Source organism: Enterobacter cloacae complex sp. ESBL7 (assembly GCF_041679625.1).
In the GTDB taxonomy this organism is placed as follows: domain Bacteria; phylum Pseudomonadota; class Gammaproteobacteria; order Enterobacterales; family Enterobacteriaceae; genus Enterobacter; species Enterobacter asburiae_B.
The window spans coordinates 43061-58746 of sequence record NZ_JBGORN010000015.1 but is presented as its reverse complement, the minus strand read 5'-3'; the positions used below and the strand labels follow the sequence as shown (position 1 = coordinate 58746).

Annotated in this window: 15 protein-coding genes; 10 read left to right on the top strand and 5 right to left on the bottom strand. The window is 56.2% G+C overall.

Features of this window, described 5'->3' with window-relative positions; genetic code table 11:
* Window positions 1-44 precede the first annotated feature (44 nt).
* Window positions 45-515 (top strand): Lrp/AsnC family transcriptional regulator, encoded by a 471-nt coding sequence (locus tag ACERY3_RS24090; protein WP_023309067.1) that lies wholly within the window; start codon window positions 45-47, stop codon window positions 513-515.
* 37 nt (window positions 516-552) lie between these two features.
* Here ACERY3_RS24090 and ACERY3_RS24085 read toward each other — a convergent pair whose 3' ends face one another.
* Both ACERY3_RS24085 and ACERY3_RS24080 read right to left on the bottom strand, forming a co-directional pair.
* The gene (locus ACERY3_RS24085; RefSeq protein ID WP_033146458.1) at window positions 553-1782 is read right to left on the bottom strand and encodes an amino acid permease; all 1230 of its coding nucleotides are present in this window, start codon (window positions 1780-1782) and stop codon (window positions 553-555) included.
* Window positions 1783-1901: 119 nt separating this feature from the next.
* Window positions 1902-2363 carry a multidrug/biocide efflux PACE transporter gene (locus tag ACERY3_RS24080; RefSeq protein ID WP_023333288.1) on the bottom strand — a complete coding sequence of 154 codons (462 nt, stop codon included), beginning with the start codon at window positions 2361-2363 and terminating at the stop codon, window positions 1902-1904.
* Window positions 2364-2468: 105 nt separating this feature from the next.
* On the opposite strand from ACERY3_RS24080, the gene ACERY3_RS24075 reads away from it, so the two are divergent.
* The 7 genes from ACERY3_RS24075 to ACERY3_RS24045 all read left to right on the top strand — a co-directional run bounded on the left by ACERY3_RS24075 (window position 2469) and on the right by ACERY3_RS24045 (window position 10356).
* The gene (locus ACERY3_RS24075; RefSeq protein ID WP_373226605.1) at window positions 2469-3335 is read left to right on the top strand and encodes a LysR family transcriptional regulator; all 867 of its coding nucleotides are present in this window, start codon (window positions 2469-2471) and stop codon (window positions 3333-3335) included.
* 93 nt (window positions 3336-3428) lie between these two features.
* Entirely contained in the window at window positions 3429-4607 is a 1179-nt protein-coding gene (locus ACERY3_RS24070; protein WP_038417283.1) for an acetyl-CoA C-acetyltransferase, read from the top strand.
* A gap of 235 nt (window positions 4608-4842) precedes the next feature.
* Entirely contained in the window at window positions 4843-5679 is an 837-nt protein-coding gene (kduI, locus tag ACERY3_RS24065; RefSeq protein WP_373226604.1) for a 5-dehydro-4-deoxy-D-glucuronate isomerase, read from the top strand.
* Between the two features lie 63 nt (window positions 5680-5742).
* Entirely contained in the window at window positions 5743-6504 is a 762-nt protein-coding gene (kduD, locus tag ACERY3_RS24060; protein ID WP_064673498.1) for a 2-dehydro-3-deoxy-D-gluconate 5-dehydrogenase KduD, read from the top strand.
* A gap of 313 nt (window positions 6505-6817) precedes the next feature.
* Window positions 6818-8233, top strand: coding sequence for a sugar porter family MFS transporter (locus ACERY3_RS24055; RefSeq protein ID WP_032660200.1), 1416 nt, complete (start codon window positions 6818-6820; stop codon window positions 8231-8233).
* 218 nt (window positions 8234-8451) lie between these two features.
* Complete coding sequence (gene wzz(fepE), locus ACERY3_RS24050) at window positions 8452-9576, top strand: LPS O-antigen length regulator Wzz(fepE) (RefSeq protein WP_373226603.1); 1125 nt, start codon at window positions 8452-8454, stop codon at window positions 9574-9576.
* Window positions 9577-9663: 87 nt separating this feature from the next.
* Window positions 9664-10356, top strand: coding sequence for an aspartate/glutamate racemase (locus ACERY3_RS24045; RefSeq protein ID WP_058841049.1), 693 nt, complete (start codon window positions 9664-9666; stop codon window positions 10354-10356).
* Here the strand turns inward: ACERY3_RS24045 and ACERY3_RS24040 are convergent.
* Window positions 10351-11277: a LysR family transcriptional regulator gene (locus ACERY3_RS24040; protein ID WP_033146451.1), complete on the bottom strand. Its 927-nt coding sequence runs from the start codon at window positions 11275-11277 to the stop codon at window positions 10351-10353. The genes ACERY3_RS24045 and ACERY3_RS24040 overlap by 6 nt on opposite strands.
* A 121-nt stretch (window positions 11278-11398) precedes the next feature.
* Between ACERY3_RS24040 and lysA the strand changes: the two genes are divergently transcribed.
* Window positions 11399-12661: a diaminopimelate decarboxylase gene (gene lysA, locus ACERY3_RS24035; RefSeq protein ID WP_058841050.1), complete on the top strand. Its 1263-nt coding sequence runs from the start codon at window positions 11399-11401 to the stop codon at window positions 12659-12661.
* Here the strand turns inward: lysA and ACERY3_RS24030 are convergent.
* On the bottom strand, window positions 12631-13668 hold the full coding sequence (locus ACERY3_RS24030) for a LacI family DNA-binding transcriptional regulator (RefSeq protein WP_058841051.1): 1038 nt from the start codon (window positions 13666-13668) through the stop codon (window positions 12631-12633). The two genes, lysA and ACERY3_RS24030, sit on opposite strands and share 31 nt — an antisense overlap.
* Window positions 13669-13897: 229 nt before the next feature.
* Between ACERY3_RS24030 and ACERY3_RS24025 the strand changes: the two genes are divergently transcribed.
* Entirely contained in the window at window positions 13898-14374 is a 477-nt protein-coding gene (locus ACERY3_RS24025) for a GNAT family N-acetyltransferase (RefSeq protein ID WP_058841151.1), read from the top strand.
* Here the strand turns inward: ACERY3_RS24025 and galR are convergent.
* On the bottom strand, window positions 14335-15351 hold the full coding sequence (galR, locus tag ACERY3_RS24020; protein ID WP_023309052.1) for an HTH-type transcriptional regulator GalR: 1017 nt from the start codon (window positions 15349-15351) through the stop codon (window positions 14335-14337). The two genes, ACERY3_RS24025 and galR, sit on opposite strands and share 40 nt — an antisense overlap.
* Between the last annotated feature and the right edge of the window lie 335 nt (window positions 15352-15686).

Sequence of the window (15686 nt, the reverse complement as noted above, 5' to 3'; positions counted from 1 at the left end):
CAATGTTATGCTCATAACACCGTGAAAATGAGAAAATCTTCCACATGGATAGCATCGATCGAAAAATTCTTGCTGAGCTACAGTCTGATGGCCGTTTATCCCTGACCGAGCTGGCGGAAAGAGTGAATCTGAGCCTCTCGCCGTGCCATCGTCGCGTGCGGGCGCTGGAGCAAAGCGGGGCCATAACGGGATACCGTGCCAGCCTCGACCCCGCCAAAATGGGGTTCAACTTCCTGGCGATAGTGTTTGCGACGCTGAAGGAGGGTGACAGAAAGGCGGTTAGCGCGTTTGAAGCGGCGGTGGAGGAAATCCCGCAGATCGTGCTGGCACAGCGTCTGTTTGGCGATCCCGATTATCTGATGCACGTCGTGACCCGCGACCTGTCCGCTTTCCAGAAACTCTACGACGAGAAGCTCTCCGCCATGCCCGGCGTGCAGCACCTTCGCTCTACGCTTGTGATGAAAACGGTCGTGCAGGACAGACCTTTTCCGCTGGAATCAGCAGGGCGAGACTAAGAGGCATGCCCGGCAGAACGCCGGGCATGCCGGGCGTTTAGCCGACAAACATCACCGACACGCACAGCACGCCGACGATCAGCGTCAGCAGGTTGCCAATGGAGCGGTACTGTTTCAGTGACGGGATCAGATACGTCGACAGCGTCGGCATGATAAACAGGATCATGGCGATAAGCGGGCCGCTGATGGCGTAAATCATCGAAATGGCGTTCGGGTTAATGCAGCAGACGGCAAAGGTGATTAACGACACCCCCATAATGGAAATCGCGCGGTTAAAGGCGCGGCTCTTTTTCACGCCCACCTGATTGAGCGACGACTTCACGATCTCCGTCGCCCCTTCAATCACCCCAAAATAGGTGCCGAGGAACGATTTCGACATCGCAATAATCGCCACGATAATCCCGGAAATGCCCAGCCACGCCGGTGAAGAAGGCATCATCGACAGCGCGGACAGGATCGTTACCCCTTGCTCTTTGGCGGCCACAATGTACGACGGCGGAATTGAGAGCAGGCAGCTGAAGACAAAGAATAGCACGCTCAGGCAGATGATCAGGTACGCCACCTTCATGATTTTCTTACATTTATCCATGGCGCCGTCGGCAAACTTCTCGCGACGGTCAACGGCAAACGTTGAGATAATCGGGGTATGGCTGAAAGCAAACACCATCACCGGAATCGAAATCCATACCTGATGCAGCGTATGGCGATCGACGGCCATCTGGCTGGTCAACAGCGAGGGTTGCCAGCTTCCGGTCAGATAGAGCGAGACAAACAGGAAATAGGCAATCAGCGGAAACACCAGGAAGCCCATCACTTTTATCGTGATATGGCGCCCCATCAGGAAGATCAGATTCAGAACCAGCACCACCCCCAGGCTGACCAGCACGCGAACGGCGGTATCCACCGTCAGGTGTTTCGCCAGCTGCTCCGTGAGCGAGTTGGTGATGGCCACCGCATAAATCTGTACCACCACAAAGAAGGCGATGAAATAGAGCGTGGTGATCAGGTTGCCTATCTTCCTGCCGTAATAGTGCGAGACGGCGCCGGTGATCCCTTCGTTGCCTTTTGTTTTCGACGACAGGATAAATTGCGCCAGCGCCCGGTGCGGCCAGTAGGTTAAGGGGTAGGCCACGAGGGCGGTAATAAACAGGACGATAGCGCCTGCGGAGCCCAGCTGAATGGGCAAGAACAGCGTTCCTGCGCCCACGGCCGTGCCATAGAGAGCGAAACTCCAGAGAGTCTCATCTTTTGACCAAATTTTCGACATTAGAGCAACGTATCAACTATCAAACCATCGGAATGGCGTGCAATTTACCATAGTTATGCCTGAAGAGCGCAGTTGCTTCGACGGAGTTTGGCCGGAACGGGCGTCCGGCCAAAGGCGGTTTAGCCTGCCAGGGCGCGCCGTTGCTGGCGACGCTTAAGAAATTTCTCGCGCAGGCAATCGTATGCCCAGTTATAGAACATGGTGTACGGCAGGAAGAACAGGAAGAAACCTATTTCAAGCGTGAATGCCTGAAGCAGCGTAACGCCCAGCACGGCGGCGACAATCGACACGCCAATCACGATAAACCCGCATTCGAACCCCAGCGCATGCAGCGCACGCACTTTTGCGGTACGTTTGACGCGCTGAACGGGCCAGAAACGGTCGAAGCCGAAGTTATAGATAATGTTCCACAGCATGGCAGTGGTGGCCAGAATAATGGTCAACCCACCCATCTCCACCACGGAACGCTGCATCAGCCACGCCGCCGTAGGGGCGAGGATCGCCGTAGCAATCCCTTCGAAACAGACAGCATGAAAGATCCGCTCCGGCAGTTTACGTTGGAGTGCATCCTGATGTTGCATAGTCATAGACCTCATTAATTCGCCGGTATGGGCGTTGATGCAGCCTATTTTCATCGCTAAAGCTGATATATTAAAGATAGTATCCATCGCTAAAGTAGATAGGTTATGCGCTATTCACCCGAAGCCCTTAAGGCGTTTGTCGAGACCGTTGCGGCGGGCTCTTTTTCCGCTGCCGCACGCCGGCTGCGTAAAAGCCAGTCGACGATCAGCACGTCGATTGCCAATCTTGAAGCCGATCTCGGTTTCGAGCTGTTTGACCGCTCGGCGCGCCAGCCGGTGTTAACGGTCCAGGGAGAACAGGTGCTGGGCTACGTGCAGGCGATCCTGGCCGCCAGCACGCGGCTGGATGAGCTGGCGGTATCGCTAACGGCGCAAACGGAGGCGCGTCTGACGTTTGTCCTTTCCGATACCCTCAACCCGGACGTGCTGGAAGAGATGATGAAGCAGTTTGACGCGCGTTTTCCCCATACGGAATTCGAATGTCTGATTGGCGAGGAAGAGGACGTGATCGATCTGCTGCAAAAGGAGCGAGCGCAGATTGGCCTGACGGAAGCGCGCGACAGTTACCCTACGGATATTGGCGTCACTCGCCTGCCGATGCAGACCCGCATGGCGATCTACGTCGCGATCGCGCATCCGCTGGCTAGACAACATGACGTTCAGCATGACGAGCTGCACGGCTGGCGAGAGCTGCGGCTCAGCACCTATCTTGAGCGCGAGGCTGAGATCGCGCGCGGGCCCGTCTGGTCAGCACCGAATTACCTGTTACTCTTGAGTATGGCGGTACAGGGATTTGGCTGGTGCGTGCTGCCGTGCGCGCTGGTGGATGAATTTGCCGCCGCGAAATCCCTGGTACAGCTCAATGTTCCCGGCTGGCCGCGGGCGATCGGCATCGATCTGCTGTGGAATAAACGATCCCCTCCCGGCGTTGCCGGCAGCTGGCTGCGGCAGTATCTGCAGGATGCGCGCTGATCCTTGTGATTAAACTCACTATTTTTAAACAATTAAGATAATTGCCAGTAACAATCCTCTACTATCGTCATGTCATTTAACACAGAGGTCGTGATGAAAGATGTCGTAATAGTGGGTGCGTTGCGTACAGCTATCGGCTGTTTTCAGGGAGCGCTCGCGCGTCACTCGGCGGTTGACCTGGGCAGCGTGGTGGTAAAAGCGCTGGTGGAACGCAGCGGGATCGCAGCACATGAAGTTGATGAGGTGATCCTGGGACAGGTCCTCACGGCCGGTGCCGGGCAAAACCCTGCGCGTCAGGCGGCGCTGAAGGGCGGGCTGCCCAATACCGTTTCGGCCATCACCATCAACGACGTCTGTGGTTCAGGATTAAAAGCGCTGCATCTCGCGACGCAAGCCATTCAGTGTGGTGAAGCGGACGTGATCATCGCGGGCGGGCAGGAGAATATGAGCCGCGCGCCGCACGTGTTGACCGACAGCCGGACCGGCGCACAGCTTGGCAACAGTCAGCTGCTCGACAGCCTGGTGCATGACGGGCTTTGGGATGCGTTCAATGACTATCATATGGGCGTGACGGCGGAAAACCTGGCGCGCGAGTACGGCATCAGCCGTGAGGTGCAGGATGCCTATGCGCTAAGCTCGCAGCAAAAAGCGCGTGCGGCAATTGATTCCGGTCGCTTTCGCGACGAGATTGTTCCGGTCAGCACGCAGCGTCAGAGCGGCGAGCGTATCCTCGTGGATACCGATGAACAGCCGCGCACCGACGCCAGCGCAGAAGGCCTGGCGAGGCTGAACCCCGCGTTTGAAATGCAGGGCTCGGTGACGGCGGGAAATGCTTCTTCCATTAACGACGGCGCTGCCGCCGTTATGATGATGAGCGAAAGCAAAGCCCTTGAACTCGATCTTCCGGTCCTGGCCCGCATTAAGGCGTTCGCCAGCGTAGGGGTTGATCCTGCGTTAATGGGGATCGCACCGGTCTACGCGACCCGCCGCTGCCTGGAGCGCGCGGGGTGGCAGCTTTCGGATGTGGATCTGATCGAAGTGAACGAAGCCTATGCCGCGCAGGCGATCTCCGTCGGGAAAATGCTGGAGTGGGATCCCCTGCGGGTCAACGTTAACGGTGGCGCGATCGCGCTGGGCCATCCTATCGGTGCGTCCGGCTGCCGAATCCTGGTTTCGCTGGTCCACGAAATGAAAAAGCGCAATGCCCGCAAAGGGATTGCCACACTCTGTATAGGCGGCGGGCAAGGGGTGGCGCTGGCCATCGAACGCTAACCTCTTCTCATTAAAAATGACCTCCTCCGGGAGGTTTTTTTTCGCGTTTTTTTTCTCCCGGCGGCTTAATTGTGATCCGAACATCATTTTCGCTATAAACAAAAATAAAAATGAAACGTTGTTTTAAATGTAATTGAAAAGCCCACTTTATGCCGATAGTATGTGCTCATTATGAAAAACGGAACGCTGTTTCGTTTATTTCCGCCTTCGGGCATGACCACATCTGGAGGTTACCGTGGACGTCAGAGAAAGCATCCATAGTGCGCACGCCAAAACGCTGGATACGCAGGGGCTGCGCAATGCATTTTTAGTCGAGCAGGTATTCGAGGCCGACAGGTACACCATGGTTTACAGCCATATCGACCGCATCATTGTGGGCGGGATTCTGCCGGTCACAAAAAGCGTCTCCGTGGGCGGTGAGGTCGGTAAACAGCTGGGCGTGAGCTACTTCCTCGAGCGTCGCGAGCTGGGGGTGATTAACATCGGCGGGCCGGGCACCATCACCGTAGACGGAAAATGCTATGAGATTGGCCATCGCGAGGCTCTGTACGTGGGTAAAGGGGCGAAAGACGTGGTCTTTGCCAGCATCGACGGCAGCAGGCCCGCGAAGTTTTACTACAACTGCGCGCCGGCTCACTCCACCTACCCAACCAAAAAAGTGACCACCGCAGACGTCGCACCCGTGACGCTGGGCGACAACCTCACCAGCAACCGCCGCACCATCAATAAATACTTCGTGCCGGACGTGCTGGAGACCTGTCAGCTCAGCATGGGATTGACCGAGCTCTCGCCGGGCAACCTGTGGAACACCATGCCGTGCCATACCCACGAGCGCCGCATGGAAGTCTACTTCTACTTCAATATGGATGAGGACGCCTGCGTGTTCCACATGATGGGACAGCCGCAGGAAACGCGCCATATCGTGATGCACAACGAGCAGGCGGTGATTTCACCGAGCTGGTCCATTCACTCCGGCGTAGGGACGAAAGCCTACACCTTTATCTGGGGAATGGTGGGGGAAAACCAGGTCTTTGATGATATGGACCACGTTGCGGTCAGCGATCTGCGCTAGTCGCGGGCGGTGAAGCATAAACCTGCCTGTGAGTGACAGGCTCTGAAAGAGTAAGGAATAAACATGATTCTGGATGCATTCTCTCTGCAGGGGAAAGTGGCTGTGGTTTCCGGGTGTGACACCGGGCTGGGTCAGGGAATGGCGTTAGGCCTGGCGGAAGCGGGCTGCGATATCGTCGGAATTAATATCGTTGAACCGACTGAAACCATCGAACGCGTGACGGCCCTGGGCCGCCGTTTCCTGAGTCTGACCGCTGACCTGCGTAAAATCGATGCCATTCCTGAACTGCTGGACCGCGCGGTGGCTGAATTCGGTCATATCGACATTCTGGTGAACAACGCCGGGCTGATCCGCCGCGAAGACGCGATCGGCTTCAGCGAGCGCGACTGGGATGACGTGATGGATTTGAACATCAAGAGCGTATTTTTCATGTCCCAGGCGGCGGCGAAGCATTTTATTGCCCAGGGGAAAGGCGGCAAGATCATTAACATTGCCTCTATGCTCTCGTTCCAGGGCGGCATCCGCGTGCCGTCTTACACCGCGTCCAAAAGCGCCGTAATGGGCGTGACCCGCCTGCTGGCAAACGAATGGGCGAAACATAACATCAACGTGAATGCGATTGCGCCGGGCTACATGGCGACCAACAACACGCAGCAGCTGCGTGCTGACGAAGAGCGCAGCGCGGCGATCCTGGAGCGTATCCCTGCGGGACGCTGGGGTCTGCCGAGCGATCTGATGGGGCCGATTGTCTTCCTGGCCTCCTCTGCATCGGATTACATCAACGGTTACACCGTGGCTGTAGACGGCGGCTGGCTGGCGCGTTAATTCCACCTGTATTAAGAACCTCTGCCTGTGGGCGGAGGTTTTTTTTGCGCAATAATTGGCTTAGTCCATATCGATAAAGATGAAAAATCCATACTAAAAAATCGCAAATGACGGCAATCACACTTTTATTGCTTAAATATTAACTGATTAGTAAAAATACGTGATTATTCGCCACGAGTTGAAATTGTAATGTCCATCACAGAACCGTATGCCGTAGCGGAATAATCCATAACTTCGCGATTTCCTGCCTGACACTTTTCCTCGCTTTCTCGTAATTTCAGTTAACGAATTTTGCTGTTGAGGCAGGAAAAATATGACATCGATAAATGACTCTACCCTAATGCCCGCTGCGCTGCGTGATACTCGCCGCATGAACCAGTTTGTCTCCATTGCCGCCGCCGTGGCGGGCCTGTTATTTGGACTGGATATCGGCGTCATTGCCGGCGCACTACCGTTTATTACCGATCACTTTACCCTCAGCAGTCGTCTGCAGGAGTGGGTGGTGAGCAGCATGATGCTCGGCGCGGCCATCGGCGCGCTGTTCAACGGCTGGCTGTCGTTCCGCCTGGGGCGCAAATACAGCCTGATGGTCGGGGCGATTCTGTTCGTTGCCGGCTCCATTGGCTCGGCGTTTGCCGCTAACGTTGAAATCCTCCTGCTCTCCCGCGTGCTGCTGGGCGTGGCGGTGGGGATTGCCTCCTACACCGCGCCGCTTTATCTCTCCGAAATGGCGAGCGAAAACGTGCGCGGCAAGATGATCAGCATGTATCAGCTGATGGTCACGCTGGGTATTGTGCTGGCGTTCCTGTCTGACACCTACTTCAGCTACAGCGGGAACTGGCGCGCGATGCTGGGCGTGCTGGCCTTACCGGCGCTGGTGCTGATCGTCCTGGTGATTTTCCTGCCAAACAGCCCGCGCTGGCTGGCGCAAAAAGGGCGTCACGTGGAGGCGGAAGAGGTTCTGCGCATGCTGCGCGATACCTCGGAAAAAGCGCGCGAAGAGCTGAACGAAATCCGCGAAAGCCTGAAGCTAAAGCAGGGCGGCTGGGCGCTGTTTAAGATCAACCGCAACGTGCGCCGCGCGGTCTTCCTCGGCATGTTGCTGCAGGCAATGCAGCAGTTCACCGGCATGAACATCATCATGTATTACGCGCCGCGCATTTTCAAAATGGCCGGGTTCACCACCACGGAACAGCAGATGATTGCGACTCTGGTGGTCGGGCTGACCTTCATGTTCGCCACCTTTATTGCGGTATTCACCGTGGACAAAGCCGGGCGTAAACCGGCGCTGAAAATTGGCTTCAGCGTGATGGCGCTCGGCACGCTGATCCTGGGCTACTGCCTGATGCAGTTTGATAACGGCACGGCCTCAAGCGGGCTTTCCTGGCTTTCTGTCGGTATGACCATGATGTGTATCGCAGGTTACGCGATGAGCGCCGCGCCGGTGGTGTGGATCCTGTGCTCCGAAATTCAGCCGCTCAAATGCCGTGACTTTGGCATCACCTGTTCCACGACCACCAACTGGGTGTCGAACATGATCATCGGCGCGACGTTCCTGACGCTGCTGGACGCGATTGGCGCAGCGGGAACGTTCTGGCTCTATACGGTGCTGAACGTGGCGTTTATTGGCGTTACGTTCTGGCTGATCCCGGAAACCAAAGGCGTGACGCTGGAACATATCGAGCGCAAGCTGATGGCAGGAGAGAAACTGCGAAACATCGGCGTGTGATTGTTTTGCCTGTTCGAAGGCTTCACTCTATGCCGTAACTGGAAAAGAAAAAGGTGGCTTAGCCACAATAATAATGTGACTAAGATCACTACTAACTCTGGTAGGGAGTAGACACAGAGAGGGAACTGGCATTAGGATTTTTCTTAGATTGTTGAATTGTCGGGCCACCGCTATCAATTGAGCAAAGACGCGTTGCATCCGGAAAAAGAAGAATCACTATGTCAGAAATGGATTTAAGAAAAAGCACGGACCTCGACTTTCACCGTTTTGCCGCCCCGGCTGTAAGCGCAAAAGAGATAGATCTTCTGGGATTGTTTGAGGTCCTTCTGGCGGCGAAAAAACGTATCGCCGCCATTATCTTTACTTTCGCGCTGGTGGGGCTGGCCGTTTCATTTTTACTGCCGCAGAAATGGACCAGTAAAGCGGTGATCACCCCGGCAGAACAGCTGCAGTGGAACCCACTGCGCCAGATGATGGTGGCGTTACAGGTGCTTGATGTGGACGTGAAGATCACCCGTCCGCAAATTTTTGACCTGTTTATTAAAAAGTTCCAGTCTCAGTCATTGCTCGAAGAGTATATGACAACCTCTCCTTACGTAACATCGAAGCTGCAAGGCACCACGGTGGATCCGCTTGAGCTGCATCGCGCGATAGCCAACATTTCAGATCGAATGAAAGCGGTGAATAACGCTCAGGGAAAAGAGGCGGATAAAACGCCTTATGTTTCCTGGACATTGAGCTTCACTGCACCGACAGCTGACGATGCGCAAGCCGTCCTGGCGGGGGACATTGATTATATCGCGGCTATTGTAGAAAAAGAGACGGTGCAGAATATCCGCAACCTGATCGCCCTAAAAACGAACGTCGTTGAGCAGCAGCTGGAACTGGATCGAGTTCGTCTGACCAATATTCACAATACCAACCTGCAGCGACTGAATTATTCGCTGGAAGTGGCAAATGCCGCAGGCATCAAGAGGCCGGTTTACAGCAACGGGCAGGCCGTAAAAGATGACCCGGATTACTCCGTTGCGCTCGGCGCTGACGGTATCGCGCAAAAGCTGCAGATCGAAAAAAATCTGAAGGACGTGACCGAGCTGAATGCGGATTTCCAGAACAGGGAATACTACCTCGCACAGCTGAAAAAGCTCTCCTTCGCCGATGTTAAACTTGAGCCATTCAGGTACCAGCTTTCTCCCTCCATGCCGGTGAAAAAGGATGGCCCGGGCAAGGTTCTGATTGTCGTTCTGGCGGCGCTTCTGGGGGGGATGTTTGCCTGCGGTAGCGTTTTACTGCGCGAGGCGATGCACACCCGTACTTCGCCGCCAGAGCCGGTGGCGAAATAAGCTCTGCAGTTTAAAAAGGCGCTGAATACAGCGCCTTTTTTTATGTACTTCGGTTGTGTTAAAAAGAAACAAAGAAAAGGAGGGATGATGAAAACGATCGGCCTGTTAGGTGGAATGAGCTGGGAATCGACAATCCCTTATTACCGCCTGATTAATGAAGGGGTAAAGCAGCGTCTGGGGGGGCTGCACTCCGCAAGCCTGCTGCTGCACAGCGTTGATTTCCATGAAATCGAAGCCTGCCAGTCGAGCGGGGAGTGGGATAAAGCCGGAGAGATCCTGGCCCAGGCGGCGCTGGGACTGGAGCGTGCCGGCGCCGAGGGTATCGTGCTTTGTACCAATACCATGCACAAAGTGGCGTCGCATATTGAGGACCGCTGCTCGCTGCCGTTTCTGCATATCGCGGACGCGACCGGTCGTGCGATTGCCGCATCCGGTATGCGCCGCGTAGCGCTTTTGGGCACACGCTACACCATGGAACAGGATTTTTATCGCGGGCGTTTGCACAGTGAATTTGGGATCGAGAGCCTTATCCCGGATGAAGACGATCGGGCGCGCATCAATCAGATTATCTTTGACGAGCTCTGCCTTGGCACCTTCAGCGAATCTTCCCGGGCGTATTACGTCAGCGTGATTGAAAAGCTGGCGCAGCAGGGGGCAGAAGGGGTGATCTTCGGGTGCACCGAGATTAGTCTGCTGGTGCCGGCCGAGCGAAGCCCCATCCCGGTATTTGATACCACCGCCATTCACGCGGCAGATGCCGTGGCGTTTATGCTGTCATAACGGGTTTTGCAGGTCAGGTAAGCGAAGCGCCACCTGACGCGCGTGCTCCATTAAGTGTTCGGTGAAAGCGTCCACCAGCGCGGAAGCCGGACGGTGCAGCGGGCGGATCAGGCTCACGGTGAACGGGACGGACACGCTAAAGCGGCGAATGACGATCCCGCTTCCGGCATAGTCCAGCGCCGTGAGCGGATTCACCACCGCGACGCCGACGCCTGCACGCACCATCGCGCAAATCGAAGCCGCGCTGTGCGTTTCCACCACCATTCGCCGTTTGACCTGATGCTCGGCAAACAGCGTATCCAGCAGCTGTCTGTAACTGTCTGTCTGCGAAAGGCTAATGTAGTTTTCCCCGTGGAAATCCTCCGGCGTGAGCACTGCCTTACCGGCAAGCCGATGTCCGGCGGGCAGAACGCACACTTCATCTAACGAGATCAGCTCCGTGCGTGCCGTTCCCGCTGGCGTGGAGAGGGTTTCGGTTAGCCCTAAATCATGGCGCTGGGCCGAAAGCCACTCTTCAAGCAGGGGGGATTCCTGAGGCACGATGGTGAGGCTGACCTCCGGGTATCGGGCCAGAAAGGGCTGCAGCAGCATCGGCAAAAAGGATTGCGAAAAGACGGGCAGACAGACGATCGACAGCTCGCCCTGGCGAAACTCGCGCAGGCTTTCCGCAGCACTCACTATTCTGTCCAGTCCGTACCAGGAGCGCTGAACTTCCTCGAACAGGCGCAACCCCTGCACCGTCGGGTGAAGCCTGCCCCGGGTGCGTTCGAACAGCTTCAGCCCCAGCACTTTCTCGAATCGCGCCAGCTCGCGGCTCACCGTCGGCTGTGAGGTATGCAGCATCTGTGCGGCTTCGGTGAGATTGCCGGTGGTCATCACGGCGTGAAAAATCTCGATGTGGCGTAAATTGACGGCGGGCATAGGGCACCTGAAAGCAGATAACTGTCCATATCATTTTTGCATAGACTCGCGATAAAACGATATTTTTTATTCTCTTTGCGCTGTGGCGTAATCATCAAAACGCATTTACCCGGAGAAGACCATGCCACGCCCGCTGAACCAGACTGATACCGATTTGAACGCCAACAACCTGCTGCGCCTGCCTGCCGAGTTTGGCTGCCCGGTGTGGGTCTACGACGCGCAGATCGTTCGCGAGAAGATCGCCGCCCTGCATCAGTTTGACGTGGTGCGTTTTGCCCAGAAGGCATGCTCCAATATTCATATTCTGCGCCTGATGCGTGAGCAGGGCGTGAAGGTCGACTCCGTTTCGCTTGGCGAAATCGAGCGCGCGCTGGCGGCCGGATTCGATCCGAAAGCCGACGGCGACGCGATCGTCTTCACTGCAGACGTGATCGACGATGCGACGCTTGCGCGCGTCCACGAACTGCAGATCCCGGTTAATGCCGGTTCTGTAGATATGCTGGAGCAGCTGGGTCAGGTTTCTCCCGGCCATCGCGTCTGGCTGCGCGTGAATCCGGGCTTTGGTCATGGGCATAGTCAAAAAACCAATACCGGCGGCGAAAACAGCAAGCACGGGATCTGGTATGCCGATATGCCTGCCGCGCTGGAGGTATTACAGCGCTACGGCCTGAAGCTGGTGGGTATTCATATGCACATTGGCTCTGGCGTCGATTACGGCCACCTGGAGCAGGTGTGCGGTGCGATGGTGCGCCAGGTTGTCGACTTCGGTCAGGATCTGGAGGCGATCTCTGCCGGTGGCGGCCTCTCTATTCCATATCGCGAAGGCGAAGAGGCGATCGATACCGATCACTATTACGGTCTGTGGAGCGCCGCGCGTGACCAAATTGCCGCGCATCTTGGTCACGCGGTGAAGCTGGAAATTGAGCCGGGTCGTTTCCTGGTGGCGGAGGCCGGCGTGCTGGTTTCGCAGGTGCGCAGCGTAAAAGAGATGGGGTCTCGCCACTTCGTCTTGATTGATGCAGGCTTTAACGATCTGATGCGTCCGTCCATGTACGGCAGCTATCACCACATTACCGCCCTGGCCGCCGACGGCCGTGATTTAACGCAGGCGCCGCGCGTTGAGACGGTCGTTGCGGGACCGCTGTGCGAATCGGGTGACGTGTTCACTCAGCAGGAAGGCGGCAAAGTGGAGACCCGCGCGCTGCCAGAGGTCAAACCGGGTGATTATCTTGTGCTGCATGATACCGGTGCCTACGGGGCGTCGATGTCATCTAACTACAACAGCCGCCCGCTGCTGCCGGAAGTGCTGTTTGATAACGGCAAGGCACGGCTGATCCGTCGTCGCCAGACCATTCAGGAACTGCTGGCTTTAGAACTCATCTGATGAAAGTACGGCCCCGTTGTGACCGAATCGCGTAACACCAGCGTGCCGGTAAACGGCGGGATAGCATCGACCGGCTGGTTTTTTGCCAGCCGGATCGCCTGATCGATGGCCGTGACAATCATATTGTCGATGGGCAGATAAACCGATGAGAGCGCAGGCTCCAGCCATTTCGCGCTTGGGGCATCGTCAAAGCCGAACAGTGAAATATCATGCGGAATTTTAAGCCCCGCCTGGTGTAACGCTTTGGATGCCCCAAGGGCCATATCGTCGTTACAGGCAAACAGTGCGCTAAACGGCACTCCGTCGGCAATCAACTCCTTGCACAGCTCGTATCCCCGCGTCATTCCCGCATCGCCGTACTTTACCCGACGCTCGTCCAGACGAATGCCGTGCTTTTCCAGCGCCTTACGGTAGCCCATCAGCCGCGCTTTACCCGTGGGGGTGTGGATCGGAACGGTGATACAGGCGATCTCCCGATGGCCCTGGGCGATCAGGTAATCCACGGCCTTAAATGCGGCATCCTGCTGTTCGAAAAACACGCAGCGATCCGGCGCCTGGCTCACTTCACGGTTAATGACCACCAGCGGCGTTTTCACGGTATTCATCAGTTTGACGATCGCTTTTTCGCTCATGTAGCGCGTGTAAAGCACGATGGCATCGCACTGGCGATCGGCCAGCATCTGCACCGCCTGTTCTTCCTGTTCCGGCGCATCGTGACCGTCGGTAACGATCAGCTGTTTCCCGTGAGTTTCCGTCTGCCGCGACGCCTGCTGGAGAAGACGACCAAAGTAAAAGCCGTCGAAGGTCGAGACGACCAGACCAATGCTGTTGCTGGTCTGGTTAGCCAGTGAACGCGCGAGAAAGTTCGGGCGATAGCCCAGCTCTTCCATCGCAGCAAAGACCTGCTGACGCGTACTCTCTTTAACCTGACCTGTGCCGTTCAGCACGCGCGAGACGGTAGCCTTCGACACGCCCGCACGCAGTGAGACATCCAGCATTGTTGCCATTCTACATTCCTGCTTCCACGTAATGATTTGCAGTTTAACACAGACCTCACGGCGTATAAGCGATGCGGGAAGCGCAAAACTTCTGCCACGATCACGCTTTTTGGTCACGATTCGTCTGGCCTGCGTGAAGTAAAACTAAATAGTCTGACTCTGGTAAAATAATCGCCGAACCGAGCTGGGGCGACAGGCCAGCAAGTACATGAGAAAACGCAGGTGAAACGTGAAAAACATAGCCATCCTCCCGCTTTACCAGGCACCGCACTATGCGGAGCAGGTCACCGACTGGATCTGGCAGGCCTTTGGCGAAGGGCTTTCTCGGGAATTTTTCCACAGCATTATTGAGCACAGCCAGACGCCGGGAGCATTACCGCTGACCTTTATCGCCGTAGAAGACGAACAGCTTGTTGGTACGGTAGGGCTCTGGCGCTGCGATTTGATCACCCGTCAGGATCTCTTTCCGTGGCTGGCGGCGCTCTACGTTGACGACGCGGCGCGAGGCAAGGGGCTGGCAGGAAAGCTACAGCAGCACGTTATTACCTGGGCCGCGCAGGCGGGATATGAAGAACTGCACCTCTGGTCTGCCTGCCGCGATTTCTACGAACGTTACGGCTGGCAGTATATCGGTGATGGGCTGGAATACCCCAACACGCGGGTTCACCTCTATCGCTATTCGCTCTGCGCTTCCGCAGGTGACGCAACGGAGTGACGGCGAACCAGCGTCGGGCTAAACAGATGCGTAATATCCGGCGGCTGGCGCTGTTCAGCCAGCGCTAGCGCCAGCTCGGCGGCCTGCGTTGCCATGGTGATTATCGGGTAGCGTACGGTGGTCAGACGCGGGCGCACGTAGCGAGAGACCAGCACGTCATCGAAGCCAATCAGCGAAATTTCTGCCGGTACCTCAATCCCGTTGTCATTCAGCACCCCCATTGCCCCTGCGGCCATCGAGTCGTTATAGCTGGCAACCGCCGTGAAATTTCGTCCGCGACCCAGCAGCTCGGTCATGGCCTGTTCACCGCCGCTCTCATCCGGTTCACCGTAGGCCACCAGACGGTCATTACACGGCAGGCCGTTTTCGCGCAGGGCGTCGTAGTAGCCCTGCAGGCGGTCTTCCGCATCAGAAATCGGGTGATTGGAACAGAGATAGCCAATTCGGGTATGGCCCTGTTGAATCAGATGACGGGTCGCAAGCCAGGCACCGTAGCGGTCGTCGAGGGCCACACAGCGTTTTTCAAACCCGGGAATAATGCGGTTGATGATCACCATTCCGGGCATCTGCTTCATCAGGTGAATCAGTTCGGCATCCGGGATCATTTTGGCGTGAACCACCAGCGCCGCGCAGCGGTGGCGGATCAGCTGCTCGATGGCCTGGCGTTCTTTTTGCTCATTATGATAGCCGTTGCCGATCAGCAAAAAATTGCCTGTCTGATAAGAGACCTGCTCGACCGCTTTCACCATGGCGCCGAAAAAGGGGTCGGAAACATCACCCACTACCAGCCCAATGGTTTCGGTGGACTGCTGGGCAAGCGCGCGGGCATTGGCATTGGGATGATAATTCAGGGATTCCATGGCGGTTTGTACCGCCTGGCGCGATGCGTCACTGGCTTTTGGGGAGTCGTTAATCACTCGAGAGACGGTTGCCACCGACACACCTGCCAGACGGGCCACATCCTTTATTGTCGCCATTCATTACCTTCTTATTGGGGGTAAGCGTTTACACACCAAATAGTGTTGCGGAAAAGCGCCGCGCATTCAAGGGGAGCGGATTTCCGCGCTCCACAAACGTGACGCAGGACAACCCTGATAGTGTAATCGTTACACGCGCAGTCGTGTCTGAAGAATGTCAATCTGAACCTTTGGTTACACTTTGCGTCAGGCTGTTGCGATTGGCCAATGGCGAGGTGGTCAAAGAGGTTGATACAGTCAAAGTCCCAGAGGTATTGATAGGTGGAATCAACTCCGGTTGATTAACACGCTTTACACCAACCTGCGTTTTTACGCAGGTTTTTTTTGCCTGATAG